The sequence below is a fragment of the Limimaricola hongkongensis DSM 17492 genome (assembly GCF_000600975.2).
GTDB classification, from domain to species: domain Bacteria; phylum Pseudomonadota; class Alphaproteobacteria; order Rhodobacterales; family Rhodobacteraceae; genus Limimaricola; species Limimaricola hongkongensis.
The window spans coordinates 209,006-226,363 of the sequence record NZ_KK088653.1 but is presented as its reverse complement, the minus strand read 5'-3'; the positions used below and the strand labels follow the sequence as shown (position 1 = coordinate 226,363).

Sequence of the window (17,358 nt, the reverse complement as noted above, 5' to 3'; positions counted from 1 at the left end):
GCTTATGCTTGCAATTCGCACTCATATGCTTTTCTGGCACACACACCCGTCCCCTCAACTCAACCGCACTTCGAATGGCCGCAGCTGCCGCAGGTCATGCAGCCCTCGACCATGCGCAGCTCGAAGCTGCCGCAGGAGGGGCAGGATTTGCCGCGCGGGGCGTCGAGATTGACGACCTGCTGCTGCGGGTCCTCCTTGAGCCCCTGCCCTTCGCCCGCGAGGAAGCCGGTCGAGATCATGTGCTTCTCGATCACGCCGCCGATCGCCGCGAGGATCGAGGGGACGTATTTGCCCTTGATCCAGGCGCCGCCGCGCGGGTCGAAGACCGCCTTCAGCTCCTCGACCACGAAGGAGACGTCGCCGCCGCGCCGGAACACCGCCGACACCATCCGGGTCAGCGCCACGGTCCAGGCGAAATGCTCCATGTTCTTGGAGTTGATAAACACCTCGAAAGGCCGGCGATGGCCGCCGACGACCAGATCGTTGACGGTGATGTAGATCGCGTGCTCAGAGTCGGGCCATTTCAGCTTGTAGGTCGCGCCTTCAAGCTCGGCGGGACGGTCGAGCGGCTCGGACATGTAGATCACCTCGCCGCCGGTCGGCTCGGCGGGTGCCGCCTTCGCCTCGGGCGCCTTGGCGGGCTCGGAGACCGACAGCACAGAGCCGGTGATGTCGTTGGGCCGGTAGGTGGTGCAGCCTTTGCAGCCGGTCTCGTAGGCCTCCATGTAGACGTCCTTGAACGCCTCGAAGGAGATGTCCTCGGGGCAGTTGATCGTCTTGGAGATCGAGCTGTCGATCCACTTCTGCGCCGCCGACTGCATCTTCACATGCTCCATCGGCTGCAGCGTCTGAGCGTTGACGAAGTAGTCGGGCAGCTCCTTGTCACCGAACTTCTCGCGCCACGCCTGCACGGCGTAGTCGACGACCTCCTCCTCGGTGCGGGTGCCGTCCTTCTGAAGCACCTTGCGGGTGTAGGCATAGGCGAAGACCGGCTCGATGCCCGAGGACACGTTGCCCGCGTAGAGCGAGATGGTGCCGGTCGGCGCGATCGAGGTCAGAAGCGCATTGCGGATGCCGTGCTTGGCGATCGCGTCGCGCACGTCCTTGTCCATCTGCATCATGTTGCCGGTGGCGAGGTACTTCTTGGCGTCGAACAGCGGGAAGGCGCCCTTTTCCTTCGCCAGATCCACGGAGGCGAGGTAGGAGGCGCGGGCGATGCGCTTCATCCAGGCCTCGGTCTGGGCGGCGGCCTCGTCCGAGCCATAGCGCAGCCCGACCATCAGGAGCGCGTCGGCAAGGCCGGTGACGCCAAGCCCGATGCGGCGCTTGTTGCGGGCCTCCTCGGCCTGCGCCTCGAGCGGGAAGTTCGAGGCGTCGACGACGTTGTCCATCATCCGCACCGCGAGCGCGACGAGATCGTCGAGCTCGGCCTCGTCGAGCTTGGCGCCCTTCTCGAATTCGTTCTTGACCAGCTTGGCGAGGTTGATCGAGCCAAGCAGGCAGGCGCCATAGGGCGGCAGAGGCTGCTCGCCACAGGGGTTGGTGGCCGCGATTTCCTCGCAATAGCCGAGGTTGTTCATCTGGTTGATACGGTCGATGAAGATCACGCCCGGCTCGGCCTGGTTGTAGGTCGACTGCATGATCGCGTCCCACAGCTCGCGCGCGCGCACGGTGTTGTAGACGCGGCCCTTGAAGACCAGATCCCAGTCGCCATCGGCCTTCACGGCTTCCATGAACGGATCGGTGACCAGCACCGACATGTTGAACATGCGCAGACGCGCCGGGTCGGACTTCGCTGTGATGAAGGCTTCGACATCGGGGTGGTCGCAGCGCATGGTCGCCATCATCGCGCCGCGGCGCGAACCGGCCGACATGATGGTGCGGCACATCGCGTCCCAGACATCCATGAACGACAGCGGGCCCGACGCGTCGGCGGCCACGCCCTTCACCTCGGCACCGCGCGGCCGGATGGTCGAGAAGTCATAGCCGATGCCGCCGCCCTGCTGCATCGTGAGGGCCGCTTCCTTCAGCATGTCGAAGATGCCCGACATCGAATCGGGCACGGTGCCCATGACGAAACAGTTGAACAGCGTCACCGCGCGGGCGGTGCCGGCCCCGGCGGTGATCCGGCCGGCGGGCAGGTAGCGGAAGTTCTCGAGCGCGCCGTAGAACTTTTCCTCCCAGTGCTCGGGGTCCTTCTCGGGCGCGGCCAGTGCCTTGGCAATGCGGCGCCAGCTATCCTCGACCGTCTCGTCGATCGGCGTGCCGTCGCTTTGCTTGAAGCGATATTTCATGTCCCAGATCTGTTCGGCGATCGGCGCGGAAAAACGGGTCATGGCAGCGGTCCTCGGGCTTGGGGCGGGTCAGGATTGTATCAGGGTCGGGGGCGGCAGTCGCTCCCGGCGACAACGCTGCATATAGACCAGTATAGCACGACTCAAGCTACAGCTTGTGCTTGACACGGCCTTATCCACAAGAAATTGCGACTTGGCCACAACACGAAATCGCGACTTGCGGCCCCCTGCCCGGCCTCCTAAGTCCTTCTTCATGCTGCATCTCATCAAGCTCTCGGTCGGAACCGAAGACGTCTCTGACCTCGCCGCCTGGCAGGCGGACCCGCGCGGACACAGCCCCGACGGGCTGCCGCGCCACGTCACCCGCATGTGGCCCAAGCGGGCCGAGGAGGTGCTCGACGGCGGTTCGATCTACTGGGTGATCAAGGGCGTGATCCTGTGCCGCCAGCGGGTGCTGCGATTCGACGAGGTGGATCGCGGCGACGGCATCCGCCGCTGTGCCATCATCTGCGAACCGGACCTGAAGCGGGTCGCGGCCACGCCCAAGCGCGCCTTCCAAGGCTGGCGCTATCTCAAGCCCGAGGATGCGCCGCGCGACCTCGCGCCGGGGCGCGAGGCCGAGGAGCCGCTGCCGCCCGCGCTGCAGGCGGCGCTTTCGGAGATCGGCGTCCTCTAGAACCCCAGCTTGTCCTCGAGCGCATCGAGCGTGGCGCGATGCGCTTCGGACCAGTCGGCGGTGCCGGAGCGGAACAGCGTCGCCTGACTCGAATGGATCATGCCGTCGGACAGGATCTTGAGCCCGTTGGCGCGCAGCGTCTCGCCGGTCGAGGTGATGTCCGAGATCGCCTCGGCGGTCTCGTTGCGGACCACACCCTCGGTCGCGCCCTGGCTGTCGACCAGCTGGTAATCGGCGACGCCGTGCTCGCGCAGGAATTCGCGGGTCAGCCGGTGATACTTGGTCGCGATGCGCAGCCGGAAGCCATGCGTGCGCCGGAACGCCGCGGCCACGGCGTCGAGATCGTCGAGCGTGTCGACATCGACCCAGGATTGCGGCACCGCGATCACCAGGTCGGCACCGCCAAAGCCCATCTTGGCCAGCTCGCGCAGGCGCAGGTCCCAGCCCGCGATCTTCTCGCGCACCAGGTCCGACCCGGTGACGCCCAGATGCAGCCGCCCCGCCGCCAGCTCGCGCGGGATTTCCCCCGCAGAGAGAAGCGCCAGCTCGACGCCATCGACCCCTTCGACCACCCCCGCATATTCGCGGTCATTGCCGTTCTTGCGCAGGGTAAGCCCGCGCGCGCCGAACCAGTCGAAGGTCTTTTCCATCAGCCGCCCCTTGGACGGCACGCCGAGACGGATGGTCATGCCCGGCCCTCCCTGATCTGCACGACAAGCTCGGGACGGATCACGCCGCCCACCGCGGGCACCACCCGGCCCTGTCCCAGCCGCCGGGTCAGCGCGTCATAGCGCCCGCCCGTGGCCGCGGGCGGCAGGTCGGCGCGGGTGGCCGACTGGAACCCGAAGACGAAGCCGTCGTAATATTCGAGCGTGGTGCGCCCGAAGCTGCCCTCGAAGGGCAGCGTGTCGACATCGATCCCGCGCGCCGACAACGCGTCGAGACGGCGCGACAGCCCGGTCACCGCATCACCGATCGCGGGCATGTCGACGGCGATGTCGCGCAGGCTCGACAGCACGTTGGGCGACGTCTCGCGCAGATCGACGATCATGTCGATCAGCGCCGTCTCCTCCTCGGAGAGCGGCCGGGTGTCGGCCTCCGCGCGCAGCGTGGCGATGCGCGCCTCGACCTCGGCGCGCGACCGCCGCCCCAGCGCGGGCCCGGCCTCGGCAAACGGATCGGCGGAGGCCAGAAGCGTCTTCTTGTGGGCGGGCAGCGGCGTGCGCGCGCTGTAGCGGTCGAGCAGCGCCCGGAACCGGCGCGGCCGCCAGACATGGCGCAGCAGCGCGCCCTTGCGCGCCTCGGAGGTCCGCAGGCCCCGCACCGCCGCCATCAGGATGCCGATATCGCCGGTGGAGGGCCGCAGGTCGAGCCCGTCGAGCGCCCCCGCAATGGTCGCGAAGACCTCGGCATCGGCCTGCGCCGGGTCGCCGCCGAAGATCTCGAAGCCGGTCTGCAGGAACTCGATCGGCCGCGCGGGATCGGTCTCCTGCCGCCGGAACACCTCGCCCGCATAGGTATAGCGCGCCGGATCGCCACCTTCGTCCATGTGCGCGCGCACCACCGGCACGGTGAAGTCGGGCCGCAGCATCATTTCGCCGCGCAGCGGGTCCGCGGTGACATAGGCCCGCGCCCGGATGTCTTCGCCATAAAGATCGAGCAGCACGTCGGCGGGTTGCAGGATCGAGGTGTCGACCGGCTGCGCGCCGGTCGCCTCGAAGATCGCCGAAAGCCGCGCCGCTTCGGCGCGGGCGGGCGCGCCCATGGGTCCGGGCATCATGACGACTGGCTTTCGATCATCGCGCGGACGCGGTCCACCAGCGCGGCGCGCGGCACCTCGACCTGCGAGGGGCGGTCCTTCCACTCTTCGAGCGTCGCGTCCTTGGCGATCTGCGCGCCGAGGATCAAATCCTTGATCTGCACGACGCCGCGATCCTTTTCGTCGCCGCCCTCGATCACCGCGACCGGGCTGCCGCGCCGGTCGGCGTATTTCATCTGGTTGCCGAAGTTCTTGGGGTTGCCAAGATAGACCTCGGCCCGGATGCCCGCGGCGCGCAGCTCGGAGGCCATCGCCTGGTAGTCGGCCATGCGGTCGCGATCCATCACGGTAACGACGACCGGCCCTTGCGCCTCGGCCTCGCTCCGGCCCTTGGCGGCCAGTGCGGCAAGCAGCCTGTCGACACCGATCGACACGCCGGTGGCGGGCACGGCCTGGCCGGTGAAACGCTTGACCAGATCATCATAGCGCCCGCCCCCCGCAACCGAGCCGAACTGGCGCGGGCGGCCCTTTTCGTCGCGGATCTCGAAGGTCAGCTCCGCCTCGAAGACCGGGCCGGTGTAATAGCCAAGGCCGCGCACGACCGAAGGATCGATGACGACGCGGTCAGGGCCCATGCCCTGCGCGTCGAGAAGTGCTGCGATGGTTTCCAGCTCGTCGACGCCCTCGGCGCCGATGGCCGAACCGCCGACCAGCTCGCGCAGCCGCGCCAGCGTTTCGGCGGCGGTGTCGCGCCGCGCCTCCATGAAGCCCATCACGACCTCGGCCTGTTCGGCCCCGAGCCCCGCGCCCTTGGTGAAGTCGCCGCTGTCATCCTTGCGGCCCGCGCCCAAGAGCATCCGCACCCCGTCGGTGCCCAGCCGGTCGAGCTTGTCGATGGCGCGCAGCACGATGCCGCGCTCGGCCGTGAACTTCTCGGGATCGGAGGGGTCGAGCACGCCCGCCATCTCCATCACGCCGTTGAGCACCTTGCGGTTGTTGACCCGCACGATGTAGTCGCCGCGCGAAATGCCGACCGCCTCCAGCGTGTCGGCGAGCATCGCGCAGATCTCGGCATCGGCGGCGACCGAAGGCGCGCCCACCGTGTCGGCGTCGCATTGATAGAACTGGCGGAACCGCCCCGGGCCGGGCTTTTCGTTGCGCCAGACCGGGCCCATGGCATAGCGGCGATAGGGGGTCGGCAGGTCGTTGCGGTGCTGGGCATAGACGCGGGCCAGCGGCGCGGTCAGGTCATAGCGCAGCGCCAGCCAGTCGCCGGGCTTCGACCCCTCGACATCCTCCTGCCAGGCGAACACGCCCTCGTTGGGGCGGTCGACATCGGGCAGGAACTTGCCCAGCGCCTCGACCGTCTCGACGCCGGATGTCTCCAGCGCGTCGAAACCATAGGCATGATAGACCTCGGCGATCCGGCGCAGCATCGCGGCGCGCGCGGTGACCTCGGCGCCGAAATAGTCGCGGAACCCCTTCGGCGTCTCGGCGCGGGGGCGGCGGATCTTGTCCTTGGCCATGATGGGCGTCCTTATCGGGGCGGAGTCGCGCGCGGGCTTAGCGCGCGGCGCTGCCGGGAGCAACCTCCCGAGGGCTTGCAACCCCGGCGCTGCTGGTGTGTTTAGAGGGCATGAGCACCGAAATCGACATCGAAGAAAAGCTGAGCCACCTGATGCGGGCGGTCGACGACCTGTCCGACGTCGTGGCGCGGCAGGAGCGCGAGATCGCGGTGCTGACCCGGCAGGTGCAGCGGCTGACCGAGCGGGCCGAGGCCGACGCCGAAGGCAGCATCACCCTGACCGATCAGCGCCCGCCGCACTGGTAGGGTCTCAGCGCGCCACGCCGACCGCGACCGCGCGCCTGTCATGCAAGAGCAGGTCCGTGTGCCGACCGCTTGCGCCAAAGGCGGCATAGGCGGTCAGGAAGGTCGTGTTCGCCGCCAGCCGCGGCGCCGCCGCGCCGCAGGGCTGCCCCTTGGGCACACCGCAGATCTGCCGCTTCACCTCCTCGTAGACGGCATCGACCGGGCCGCCGGACGCACCCGCCCCGTAGACCGTCGCCTCGCGGGTGCCGGGCGTGCCGAACAGCGCCAGAGCCGCCGTGAACTGGCGCGCGCAGCCATCGGCGAAACCGGTCACGTATTGGGTGCGCGGCGCGGTGGAGCTGGCATCGGTGTCGCGCAGCGTGAACCCCGCGGCGGTGGCGACGGGGGTGCCCAGCGCCCGGCCCGATTGGCCACAGACTTTCGCCACCTGCCCGAAGGGCAAGCTCCGGCCCGGCGCGATCTCGGGGATCTCGGGCCCCGGACCGGGCAGGCTGGCGCTGCCGCCGCCCGGCCCGGCGGCGCAGCCGGCCAGGACCAGCGCGGCGAAAAAGAACGGCAATATCCGGCGCATGCGCGTCTCCCATGGCGAGGCCCGGCAGCGGACCTAGCGCCGCGGTCGGGCGCATCCAGCCGCACAATGCGCGATCGGCGCGCCGCCGCCTAGACCTCCTCGACCTCGATCACGCCCGGCAGCGATCTGAGCGCGCCCTTGATCTGCGGCGTCACCGGCCAGTCGGCGCCGCAATCGATCTCCACCTCGCCGGGCAGCCCGTCGGCCATCAGGCAGATGCTGATCGGCCCGCGCGCGATGCGCTGGCCCTTGGGCGCTTCGCGCCCGGCCCGCTCCAGCACCCCCGCCAGCATGGTGATCGCGTCCGGTGCATCGAGAAACACCCGAAGCCCCGAGCCGCCGGCATCCGCGACCACGCCCTCGATCGGCGCGACCGAGCGGCCCAGAAGCTTGAGCTGGTCGCTCTCCATCGTCGCCTCGACCTGCACCACCACCTGTGAGCCGGTCTCCAGATGCTCGCGCGCCGCCTCCAGCGTGTCCGAGAACATCGTCACCTCGAACTGGCCGGTCGGGTCCGAGAGCTGCACGAAGGCGAAACGGTTGCCGCGCGCCGATTTGCGCTCCTGCCGGCCTGCCACCGTGCCCGCCATCTTGCCGACAAAGGCGCCGCGCGCCGCCGCCTGCTCCAGCACCTCGTCGAGCGTCATCACGCCCTTGCGCTTCAATGGCGCGAGGTAGTCGTCGAGCGGGTGACCCGAGAGATAGAAGCCGACCGCCTTGAACTCCTCTGCCAGCCGCTCGGCGGGCAGCCAGTCGCTCAGGGCGGGCATGCGCGGCTCGGGCAGATCCTCGCCCGCCTCGCCGAACAGCGACACCTGCGCCGAGCCCTTCTGCTCGTGGATCGCCGCCGAGTAGGCGACCAGAGCGTCGAGCCCCGAGAACACCCGGCGGCGGTTGCGGTCGAGCGCGTCGAAGGCCCCCGCGCGGGCCAGCATCTCCAGCGGGCGCTTGCCGACCTTCTTGAGATCGACGCGGCGCGCCATGTCGTAAAGCGTGGCGAATTGCCTGTCGCCGCGCCCCTCGACGATCAGCTTCATCGCCTCGACGCCGACGTTCTTGAGCGCGCCCAGCGCGTAGACGAGCTTTCCGTCCTTCACGTCGAACATCGCCTGTGAGCGGTTCACGCAAGGCGGCGTCCACTCCAGCGACAGCCCCTTGCGGACCTCCTGGAAATAGACGCCGAGCTTGTCGGTGAGATGGATATCGCAGTTCATCACGCCGGCCATGAACTCGACCGGGTGGTTCGCCTTGAGCCAGGCGGTCTGGTAGCTGACCACGGCGTAGGCGGCGGCGTGGGACTTGTTGAAGCCGTAATTGGCGAACTTCTCCAGAAGGTCGAAGACCTCCATCGCCTTCTTCTTGTCGACCCCGTTCGCCATCGCGCCCTCGACGAACTTGGGGCGCTCCTTGGCCATCTCCTCGGCGATCTTCTTGCCCATGGCGCGGCGCAGCAGGTCGGCGCCGCCGAGCGAGTAGCCCGCCATGACCTGCGCGATCTGCATCACCTGTTCCTGATAGACGATGATGCCCTGCGTCTCGGCGAGGATGTAGTCGATCGAAGGGTGGATCGAGGTGATCTCGCGCTGGCCGTTCTTGACCTCGCAATAGACCGGGATGTTCTCCATGGGCCCCGGGCGATACAGCGCCACCAGCGCCACGATGTCCTCGATGCAGGTGGGCTTCATGCGCTTGAGCGCATCCATCATGCCCGAGGATTCCACCTGGAACACCGCGACCGTCTTGGCGCGGGAGTAGAGGTGATAGGTCTTCTCGTCGTCGAGCGGGATCAGGTTGATCTGGTTTTCGCCGCCCTCGGGCGGCTGGTAGATCTCGGTCCCGTCCTCGGCGATATGCAGCGGACGGCCCGATTTCAGGATCAGGTCCATCGCGTTCTGGATGACGGTGAGCGTCTTCAGGCCGAGAAAGTCGAACTTCACCAGACCCGCCTGCTCGACCCATTTCATGTTGAACTGGGTCGCCGGCATGTCCGAGCGCGGGTCGCGGTAGAGCGGCACCAGCGCGTCCAAGGGCCGGTCGCCGATGACGACACCGGCGGCGTGGGTCGAGGCGTTGCGATACAGCCCCTCGACCTGCTGGGCATAGGTCAGAAGGCGGTTCACCACCTCCTCGTTCTTGGCCTCCTCGCGCAGCCGCGGCTCGTCGGCGAGCGCCTTCTCGATCGAGACGGGCTTCACCCCCTCCACGGGAATCATCTTCGACAGCCGGTCGACCTGGCCGTAGGGCATCTGCAGCACCCGGCCCACGTCGCGCACCGCCGCCTTGGACAGAAGCGCGCCGAATGTGATGATCTGCCCCACCTTCTCGCGGCCATATTTCTCCTGCACGTAGCGGATCACCTCCTCGCGGCGATCCATGCAGAAGTCGATGTCGAAGTCGGGCATCGAGACCCGCTCGGGGTTGAGGAAACGTTCGAACAGCAGGCTGTAGCGCAGCGGGTCGAGATCGGTGATGGTCAGCGCGTAGGCCACGAGGGAGCCCGCGCCCGAGCCACGGCCCGGCCCGACGGGAATGTCGTGCTCCTTCGACCACTTGATGAAATCGGCGACGATCAGGAAGTAGCCGGGAAAGCCCATGCCCTCGATGATCCCGAGCTCGAATTCGAGCCGCGCCTCGTAGTCCTCGACGCTGACGGCATGCGGGATCACGGCGAGGCGGGCCTTCAGCCCCTCCTGCGCCTGACGGCGCAGCTCGACCACCTCGTCATCGGCGAATTTCGGCAGGATCGGCGCGCGCTTGTAGGTCTTGAAGGCGCAGCGCTTGGCGATCTCGACCGTGTTCTCCAGCGCCTCTGGCAGATCGGCGAAGAGCGTCGCCATCTCCTGCGGGCTCTTGAAGTAGTGCTGCGAGGTCAGGCGGCGGCGCGGCTCCTGCTGATCGACATAGGCGCCCTGGGCGATGCAGATCAGCGCGTCATGCGCCTCGTAGATCTCGGGCTTGGGGAAATAGACATCGTTGGTCGCGACCAGCGGCAGGTCCATCGCATAGGCCATCTCGACATGGCCGCGCTCGGACAGCTTCTCGGCCTCTGGCAGCCCGTCCTCGCCCGGATGGCGCTGCAGCTCGACATAGAGCCGGTCCGGGAAGGCCGCCTTGAGCCGCCCCATCAGCGCCTCGGCCTTGGGCCGCTGGCCCTGCCGCAGGAGCCGCCCGACGGGGCCGTCGGGGCCGCCGGTGAGGCAGATCAGCCCGCCCGAGAGCGCCTCGATCTCCTCCAATGAGACCTGCGGAAGCTGCCCGTCGCTCTTGAGATAGAGGCAGGAGTTCAGCTTCATGAGGTTCATGTAGCCGGCCTCGGTCTGCGCCAGAAGCACCAGCGGCGCGGGCAGCTCGGGGCGCTTGCCGGGTTCGGGCGGCAGATAGCACAGATCGACCTGGCAGCCGACGATCGGCTGCACGCCAGATTTCGCGGCGCCTTCGGAAAATTCGAGCGCGGCGAACATGTTGTTGGTGTCGGTGATCGCCACCGCGGGCATCTCGGCGCGGGCGGCGAGGCCTGGCAGCTTCTTCACGGGAATCGCGCCTTCGAGCAGCGAATGCTCGGTGTGGACGCGCAGATGTATGAATCGAGGATCGGCCATGGGAGCGGTTCTATCCCGGCGGGCCGGTCGCGGGAAGCGGGCGCCGCCGCTGCCCCCCGGTCAGTCCGTAAGTTGTGATGGCAAGGTCGCGCACAGGCCGGGCGTTCCGTCAGGGCAGACACGAGAGGCTTGCCAAGCGCGCCCCGCATCGGGTTTCATGTCCTTTGACATGAGGGTGTCCCGGTCTACGCCGCATCGACCGGGAGCGATCGCTCCAAGGCACATGGTAAGGCGGCGGATCTATCGTGATGACCGAGATCTCGTTTCTTCTCAACGGAGAGACGGTACGCGCAGGCGGGGCGCCGACGCGCAGCCTGCTCGATTACCTTCGTGAACAACGCGGCCTGACCGGCACCAAGGAGGGCTGCAACGAGGGCGATTGCGGCGCCTGTACCGTGATCGTGACCGACCCCGAGGGCGGCTTGCGCGCGCTCAACGCCTGCATCCTGTTCCTGCCGCAACTCGCGGGCCGCGCCGTGCGCACCGTCGAAGGGCTGGCCGAGGCGGGCGCGCTGCACCCGGTGCAGCAGGCGATGGTGGACCACCATGGAAGCCAGTGCGGTTTCTGCACGCCAGGCTTCGTGATGGCGATGGCCGCCGCGCATGCGCAGGGCCGCACCGATCATGACGATCAGCTCGCGGGCAACCTGTGCCGCTGCACCGGCTACGCGCCGATCATCCGCGCCGCCGAGGCCGCCGAGAGCACACCGCTGCCCGCATGGATCGAAAGCGACCGCGAAAAGCTGAAGTCGCTCGCGCCTGCGCAGTCGGCGGGCAATGCGGCCCGCAGCGCCGATGCCGCCAGCGGCCCGGCGGGCGGCCGCGCCCCCTACGAGCCCGAGGCGGGCCAAGGCACGGACGCGGTGCAGACCGAGGCGCCGGGCTTCATCCCCGAGAGCGCCGACGAACTGGCCGCGTGGTATCTCGACCATCCGGAGGCGACGCTGATCGCCGGGGCCACCGATGTCGGGCTGTGGGTCACCAAGGGGCTGCGCGCCCTGCCCGAAACGGCCTTCCTCAACCGCTGCGAAGATCTCAAGACGATCACCCGCGAAAAAGGCCGCATCCGCTTCGGCGCCGGTGTCACCATGACCCGCGTGCTCGAGACGCTGGCCGCGCCCTACCCCTCCTATGCCGAGATGGTGCGCCGCTACGGCTCGGTGCAGGTGCGCAATGCCGCCACGATCGGCGGCAGCCTCGCCAACGGCTCGCCCATCGGCGACAACGCCCCCGCGCTGATCGCGCTGGGCGCCACGATCCACCTGCGGCGCGGCGACGACCGCCGCGAGCTGCCGCTCGAGGATTTCTTCATCGACTACGGCAAGCAGGACCGGCAACCCGGCGAATTCGTCGAGGCGGTGAGCCTGCCGGAGAGCCGCGAGGCGTTCCGCGTCTACAAGATTTCCAAGCGCTTCGATCAGGACATCTCCGCCGTCTGCGCCGCCTTTGACGCCACGATCGAGGACGGCACCGTCACCGCCATCCGCACCGGCTTCGGCGGCATGGCCGCCACGCCCAAGCGCGCCGCCGCCTTCGAGGCGGCGCTGACCGGCAAGCCGTGGTCCATGGAGAGCGTCGAGGCGGCGCTGCCTGCGCTGGCGCAGGACTTCACCCCGCTGTCGGACATGCGCGCCTCCGCCGCCTACCGGCTCGAGGCGGCGCAGGGTCTCGCGCGGCGCTGGTTCGCCGATGTCGCGGGCCAGCGAACCAGCGTGCTGGAGGTGCGGGCATGAGCGTCGGAAACCCCCTGCCCCATGACAGCGCGGTGCTGCACGTCACCGGCCAGGCGCGCTATATCGACGACATCCCGGCGCCCGCCAACGCGCTGCATCTCGCCTTCGGCCTGTCGCGCATCGCGCGCGGGCGCGTGGTGTCGATGGATCTGTCCAAGGTCCGCGCTGCCCCCGGTGTCGCCATGGTGCTGACGGCGGATGATCTCGACCGCCCCGCCGATTGTTCGCCCAGCGCGCATGACGAGCCGCTGCTGTCGGACGGCACGGTGCATTACATGGGCCAGCAGCTGTTCGTCGTCGCCGCCGACAGCCATCTCGCCGCGCGCAGGGCGGCGCGGTTGGCCGAGGTGGAATACGAGGAAGAGGAGCCGATCCTCACCGTCGAGCAGGCGCTCGCTGCCAATTCGCGCTTCGAGGATGGGCCGCGCGTCTGGACCAAGGGCGATGCCGAGGCCGCCATTGCAAGCGCCCCGCGCAAGCTCAAGGGCCGGATCGAGATGGGCGGGCAGGAGCATTTCTACCTCGAAGGCATGGCCGCGACGGCGCAGCCGCAGGAGGACGGGGTCACCATCCATTCCTCGACCCAGCACCCGACCGAGATCCAGCACAAGGTGGCCGACGCGCTCGGCCTGCCGATGTCGGCGGTGAAGGTCGAGTGCCGGCGCATGGGCGGCGGCTTCGGCGGCAAGGAAAGCCAGGGCAACGCGCTTGCCGTGGCCTGCGCCATCATCGCCTCGAAGACCGGGCGCGCCTGCCGGATGCGCTATGACCGCGACGACGACATGACCATCACCGGCAAGCGGCACGATTTCCGCGTCGATTACGAGGTGGGCTATGACGACACGGGCCGGGTGCTCGGCGTCGACTTCACCCATTACACCCGCTGCGGCTGGTCGTTGGACCTGTCGCTGCCGGTGGCCGACCGGGCGATGCTGCATGCCGACAACGCCTATTTGCTGGATGCGGTGCGGATCACCTCGCACCGGCTCAAGACCAACCACCAGTCCGCCACAGCCTTCCGTGGCTTTGGCGGGCCGCAGGGCGTGCTCGGCATCGAACGGGTGATGGACGAGGTGGCGCATGCGCTGAACCTCGACCCGGTCGAGCTGCGCCGCCGCAACTACTACCAGGCCGCGAGCGCGCTGAACGAGGCGCCGCAGCACCATGACGACCCGGCCCCCGCCCTGCCGAAGGACGGCGACACCGACCTCGCCTCGCGCGGCGCGCAGGCGCAGCTGCCCGAAGGCGAGGCCAAGCCGGAAAAGGGCTCCAACACCACGCCCTACGGCATGGAGGTCACCGACTTCATCCTGCACGAGATGACCGACCGGCTGCTGGAAACCTCGGACTACGCCGCGCGGCGTGAGGCCATCGCGCAGTGGAACGCCGAGAACCCGGTGATCAAGCGCGGCATCGCCTTTTCGCCGGTGAAGTTCGGCATCTCCTTCACGCTCACCCATCTCAACCAGGCGGGCGCCTTGGTGCATGTCTACCAGGACGGCTCGATCCACCTGAATCATGGCGGCACCGAGATGGGACAGGGGCTGTTTCGCAAGGTGGCGCAGGTCGCGGCCTCGCGCTTCGGCGTCTCGCCCGAGCGGGTGCGGATCACCGCGACCGACACCCACAAGGTGCCCAACACCTCGGCCACCGCCGCCTCATCCGGCTCGGACCTCAACGGCATGGCCGCGCAGAACGCCTGCGACACGATCCGGGGTCGGATCGCGGAGTTCCTTGCGGGGCTGCACCAGTGCAGCGCCTCCGAGGTGCGCTTTGCCGACGATCAGGTGCATGTCGGCGGCGAAAGCTTGAGCTTCGATCAGGCGGTGAAGCTCGCCTATGAATCCCGTGTCAGCCTTTCGGCCACCGGCTTCTACAAGACGCCGGACCTGAAATGGGACCGCATCAAGGGTCAGGGCCGGCCCTTCTTCTACTTTGCCCATGGCTGCGCCGTGACCGAGGTGGCGCTCGACACGCTGACGGGGGAAAACCGCATCCTGCGCACCGATATCCTGCACGACGCGGGCCAGTCGCTGAACCCGGCACTCGACAAGGGCCAGGTCGAAGGCGGCTACGTGCAGGGCGCGGGCTGGCTCACCACCGAGGAGCTGGTCTGGGATGACACCGGCGCGCTGAAAACCCACGCGCCATCGACCTACAAGATCCCCGCCTGCTCGGACCGGCCGGACCTGTTTCACGTGAACCTGTGGGACGCGCCGAACCCGGCGCAGACGGTCTACCGCTCCAAGGCGGTGGGCGAGCCGCCCTTCATGCTCGGCATCTCGGCCTTTCTTGCGCTGAGCCATGCGGCGAGCGCCTGCGGCGCGGCCTACCCGAAGCTCGACGCGCCCGCGACCGCCGAAAGGGTGCTGGCCGCCTGCCGGAGGGCCAAGGGATGAGCCTCGATCTCGCCGCCCTCACGGCCGCCGTCACCGCCCATGGCGCGGTGGTCCGGGTGCTGGTGGCGGCGACCGCCGGATCGGCGCCGCGCGATCCCGGCACCGCGATGCTGGTCTGGGAGGACGGCCAGTCCGGCACCATCGGTGGCGGCGCGCTGGAGCACGAGGCGGTGACGGCCGCGCGCGACATGCTCGCGGCGGGTCGCGCCACGGCGCAGCGCCGCCTGCCGCTCGGCCCCGCGCTCCGCCAATGCTGCGGCGGCGCGGTGACGCTGGTCTGGGAGCGGTTCGACGAGGCCGCCCTGCCCGGCGCCGTCCCCCGCGCCCGCCCGATGGGCCCGGCGGGCGACATGCCCGCCACGGTGGCGCGCCGATTGCGCGAAATGCGGCCCGGCGCGGCGCCCGCGCTGCTCGACGGCTGGCTCGTCGAGGCCGCCCCGCCCGAAGTCCGGCCGCTCTGGGTCTGGGGCGCGGGCCATGTGGGCCGGGCGATCGTCTCGGTCATGGCGCCGATGCCGGGCCGGGCGATCACATGGATCGACCTTTCGCCGGACTGTTTTCCCGACGCCATCCCCGGCAATGTCACCGCGATCCCCGCCGCCGCGCCCGAAGCGCTGATGCGGCGCGCCCCGGTTGAGGCCGACCACCTGATCCTGACGCGCGACCACGATCTCGACCTCGCGCTGTGCCACGCCGCGCTGCACCACGGCTTTGCCAGCTGCGGGCTGATCGGCTCGGCCACGAAATGGGCCCGCTTCCGGTCGCGTCTTTCGGCGCTGGGCCATTCCAATGCCTTGATTTCACGCATTGCCTGTCCGATCGGTGACACATCCCTCGGGCGCGATCCGCAGGCCATTGCCGTCGGGGTCGCGAGCGCGCTACTGAAAGGCGGGAATGAAAAGATGACGAGGGACCGCGCCGTATGACGACGCCGCTGCTGGAGCTGTCCGGCCTGACCAAGGCCTATCCCGGCGTGGTCGCCAATTCGGAGGTCTCCTTCGACATCGCCCGCGGCGAGGTGCACGCGCTCCTGGGCGAGAACGGCGCCGGAAAATCCACGCTGGTCAAGACGATCTACGGCCTCGTGCAGCCCGATGCCGGGCACATGCGGCTCGACGGAAAATCCTTTGCCCCGGCCGAGCCGCGCGCCGCCCGCGCCGCCGGCGTCGCCATGGTGTTCCAGCATTTCTCGCTCTTCGACGCGATGAGCGTGGCCGAAAACGTCGCACTCGGCATGGAAAACCCGCCTGCCCTCAATCGGCTGGCCCGGCAGATCCGCGAGGTGTCGCACTCCTACGGCCTGCCGCTCGATCCCGATCGCATCGTCGGCGATCTCTCGGCGGGCGAACGCCAGCGGGTCGAGATCGTGCGCTGCCTGCTGCAGGAGCCGCGGCTTCTGATCATGGACGAGCCGACCTCGGTACTCACGCCGCAAGAGGTCGACATCCTGTTCGAGACGCTGCGCAAGCTGCGCGAGGAAGGCGTCTCGATCCTCTATATCAGCCACAAGCTCGAAGAGATCCGCACCATCTGCGACCGCGCCACGATCCTGCGCCATGGCAAGGTCGTCGGCAAATGCGACCCCAAGACGACGGCCGCGCGCGACATGGCCGAGCAGATGGTCGGCGCAACGCTGGCCACGCCCTCGCGCAGCCTTGGCAATACCGGCGAGGTGGTGCTCGAACTCACCGGCCTGTCGGCCCCCGCCCCGCGCGCCTTCGGCACCGCGCTCAAGGATATCGACCTCACGCTGCGCGCGGGCGAGGTGCTCGGCATCGGCGGCGTCGCGGGCAACGGGCAGGACGAGCTGGCCATGGCGCTGTCGGGCGAAATGCCGGTGGCACAGGGCATGATCCGCATGAAGGGCCGCGAGATCGGGCGCGACGGCGTCACCGCGCGGCGCTGCATGGGGCTCTTATGCGCGCCAGAGGAGCGGATGGGCCATGCCGCCGCCCCCGACATGAGCCTGACCGAGAACGCGCTTTTGACCGCCGGGCCGCGCGAGGATCTGGTGCGGCACGGCTTCCTGCGCTGGGGCCGGGCGAAAAGTTTCGCCGAGAAGGTGATCGAGCGCTTCGACGTGCGCACCCCCGGCCCCGGCACGGCGGCCCGCGCGCTGTCGGGCGGAAACCTGCAGAAATTCGTCATCGGGCGCGAGATCATGCAGCGTCCCGAGGTGCTGGTCGTGAACCAGCCGACCTGGGGCGTCGACGCCGCCGCCGCCGCGACGATCCGGCAGGCGCTCCTCGATCTCGCCGAAGCCGGGGCGGCGGTGATCGTGATCAGTCAGGATCTCGACGAGCTGATGGAGATCTCGGATCGCTTCGCCGCGCTCAATGGCGGTGCCCTGAGCGCGCCGCGCCCGGCCGAGGGGCTCGGGATCGACGAGATCGGAATGATGCTGGGCGGCGCGCATGACATGACGCCCGCGCATGGGGAAGGCTGAGGGAACTTGCGTATTTTCGGAGTGATGAAACAGGGGCCGCGCGCCCCGGA

Annotated in this window: 12 protein-coding genes; 6 read left to right on the top strand and 6 right to left on the bottom strand. The window is 68.8% G+C overall.

The genetic code is table 11. The annotated features are described in order from the left end of the window. Nucleotides 1–59 precede the first annotated feature (59 nt). Nucleotides 60–2,336 (bottom strand): adenosylcobalamin-dependent ribonucleoside-diphosphate reductase, encoded by a 2,277-nt coding sequence (locus LOKHON_RS11605; RefSeq protein ID WP_017929315.1) that lies wholly within the window; start codon nucleotides 2,334–2,336, stop codon nucleotides 60–62. A 211-nt stretch (nucleotides 2,337–2,547) separates the two neighbouring features. Here LOKHON_RS11605 and LOKHON_RS11600 point away from each other — a divergent pair, with 211 nt between their 5' ends. Continuing rightward, nucleotides 2,548–2,970: a DUF1489 family protein gene (locus LOKHON_RS11600; protein ID WP_017929314.1), complete on the top strand. Its 423-nt coding sequence runs from the start codon at nucleotides 2,548–2,550 to the stop codon at nucleotides 2,968–2,970. On the opposite strand, the gene hisG is transcribed toward LOKHON_RS11600, so the two are convergent. Genes hisG through hisS form a run of 3 tightly spaced genes read right to left on the bottom strand, consistent with a single transcriptional unit; the run spans nucleotide 2,967 to nucleotide 6,255 of the window. After that, nucleotides 2,967–3,659, bottom strand: coding sequence for an ATP phosphoribosyltransferase (gene hisG, locus LOKHON_RS11595; protein WP_017929313.1), 693 nt, complete (start codon nucleotides 3,657–3,659; stop codon nucleotides 2,967–2,969). The genes LOKHON_RS11600 and hisG overlap by 4 nt on opposite strands. Next, nucleotides 3,656–4,750: an ATP phosphoribosyltransferase regulatory subunit gene (locus tag LOKHON_RS11590; RefSeq protein WP_245631459.1), complete on the bottom strand. Its 1,095-nt coding sequence runs from the start codon at nucleotides 4,748–4,750 to the stop codon at nucleotides 3,656–3,658. Before LOKHON_RS11590 ends, hisG begins: the two co-directional genes overlap by 4 nt. Next, on the bottom strand, nucleotides 4,747–6,255 hold the full coding sequence (gene hisS, locus LOKHON_RS11585; protein WP_017929311.1) for a histidine--tRNA ligase: 1,509 nt from the start codon (nucleotides 6,253–6,255) through the stop codon (nucleotides 4,747–4,749). The genes LOKHON_RS11590 and hisS overlap by 4 nt, the downstream gene beginning before the upstream one ends. 110 nt (nucleotides 6,256–6,365) lie before the next feature. Here hisS and LOKHON_RS11580 point away from each other — a divergent pair, with 110 nt between their 5' ends. Further along, nucleotides 6,366–6,560, top strand: a complete 195-nt coding sequence (locus tag LOKHON_RS11580; protein ID WP_017929310.1) for a SlyX family protein — start codon at nucleotides 6,366–6,368, stop codon at nucleotides 6,558–6,560. A 4-nt stretch (nucleotides 6,561–6,564) separates the two neighbouring features. Here the strand turns inward: LOKHON_RS11580 and LOKHON_RS11575 are convergent, their stop codons facing one another. Both LOKHON_RS11575 and dnaE read right to left on the bottom strand, forming a co-directional pair. Then, nucleotides 6,565–7,131 (bottom strand): lipoprotein, encoded by a 567-nt coding sequence (locus tag LOKHON_RS11575; protein ID WP_017929309.1) that lies wholly within the window; start codon nucleotides 7,129–7,131, stop codon nucleotides 6,565–6,567. A gap of 89 nt (nucleotides 7,132–7,220) precedes the next feature. Beyond that, nucleotides 7,221–10,730: a DNA polymerase III subunit alpha gene (gene dnaE / locus LOKHON_RS11570; protein ID WP_017929308.1), complete on the bottom strand. Its 3,510-nt coding sequence runs from the start codon at nucleotides 10,728–10,730 to the stop codon at nucleotides 7,221–7,223. Nucleotides 10,731–10,978: 248 nt separating this feature from the next. Between dnaE and xdhA the strand changes: the two genes are divergently transcribed. Genes xdhA through LOKHON_RS11550 form a run of 4 tightly spaced genes read left to right on the top strand, consistent with a single transcriptional unit; the run spans nucleotide 10,979 to nucleotide 17,308 of the window. Then, nucleotides 10,979–12,463 carry a xanthine dehydrogenase small subunit gene (gene xdhA / locus LOKHON_RS11565; protein WP_017929307.1) on the top strand — a complete coding sequence of 495 codons (1,485 nt, stop codon included), beginning with the start codon at nucleotides 10,979–10,981 and terminating at the stop codon, nucleotides 12,461–12,463. Beyond that, on the top strand, nucleotides 12,460–14,862 hold the full coding sequence (gene xdhB / locus LOKHON_RS11560) for a xanthine dehydrogenase molybdopterin binding subunit (protein WP_017929306.1): 2,403 nt from the start codon (nucleotides 12,460–12,462) through the stop codon (nucleotides 14,860–14,862). Before xdhA ends, xdhB begins: the two co-directional genes overlap by 4 nt. Then, complete coding sequence (gene xdhC, locus LOKHON_RS11555) at nucleotides 14,859–15,788, top strand: xanthine dehydrogenase accessory protein XdhC (protein WP_017929305.1); 930 nt, start codon at nucleotides 14,859–14,861, stop codon at nucleotides 15,786–15,788. Before xdhB ends, xdhC begins: the two co-directional genes overlap by 4 nt. Beyond that, the gene (locus tag LOKHON_RS11550; protein WP_017929304.1) at nucleotides 15,785–17,308 is read left to right on the top strand and encodes an ABC transporter ATP-binding protein; all 1,524 of its coding nucleotides are present in this window, start codon (nucleotides 15,785–15,787) and stop codon (nucleotides 17,306–17,308) included. The genes xdhC and LOKHON_RS11550 overlap by 4 nt, the downstream gene beginning before the upstream one ends. Nucleotides 17,309–17,358 lie beyond the last annotated feature (50 nt).

Coding starts and splice junctions, on each gene's coding strand:
- LOKHON_RS11605 (WP_017929315.1), bottom strand. CDS start 2,336: ATGACCCGTTTTTCCGCGCCGATCGCCGAACAGATCTGGGACATGAAA.
- LOKHON_RS11600 (WP_017929314.1), top strand. CDS start 2,548: ATGCTGCATCTCATCAAGCTCTCGGTCGGAACCGAAGACGTCTCTGAC.
- hisG (WP_017929313.1), bottom strand. CDS start 3,659: ATGACCATCCGTCTCGGCGTGCCGTCCAAGGGGCGGCTGATGGAAAAG.
- LOKHON_RS11590 (WP_245631459.1), bottom strand. CDS start 4,750: ATGATGCCCGGACCCATGGGCGCGCCCGCCCGCGCCGAAGCGGCGCGG.
- hisS (WP_017929311.1), bottom strand. CDS start 6,255: ATGGCCAAGGACAAGATCCGCCGCCCCCGCGCCGAGACGCCGAAGGGG.
- LOKHON_RS11580 (WP_017929310.1), top strand. CDS start 6,366: ATGAGCACCGAAATCGACATCGAAGAAAAGCTGAGCCACCTGATGCGG.
- LOKHON_RS11575 (WP_017929309.1), bottom strand. CDS start 7,131: ATGCGCCGGATATTGCCGTTCTTTTTCGCCGCGCTGGTCCTGGCCGGC.
- dnaE (WP_017929308.1), bottom strand. CDS start 10,730: ATGGCCGATCCTCGATTCATACATCTGCGCGTCCACACCGAGCATTCG.
- xdhA (WP_017929307.1), top strand. CDS start 10,979: ATGACCGAGATCTCGTTTCTTCTCAACGGAGAGACGGTACGCGCAGGC.
- xdhB (WP_017929306.1), top strand. CDS start 12,460: ATGAGCGTCGGAAACCCCCTGCCCCATGACAGCGCGGTGCTGCACGTC.
- xdhC (WP_017929305.1), top strand. CDS start 14,859: ATGAGCCTCGATCTCGCCGCCCTCACGGCCGCCGTCACCGCCCATGGC.
- LOKHON_RS11550 (WP_017929304.1), top strand. CDS start 15,785: ATGACGACGCCGCTGCTGGAGCTGTCCGGCCTGACCAAGGCCTATCCC.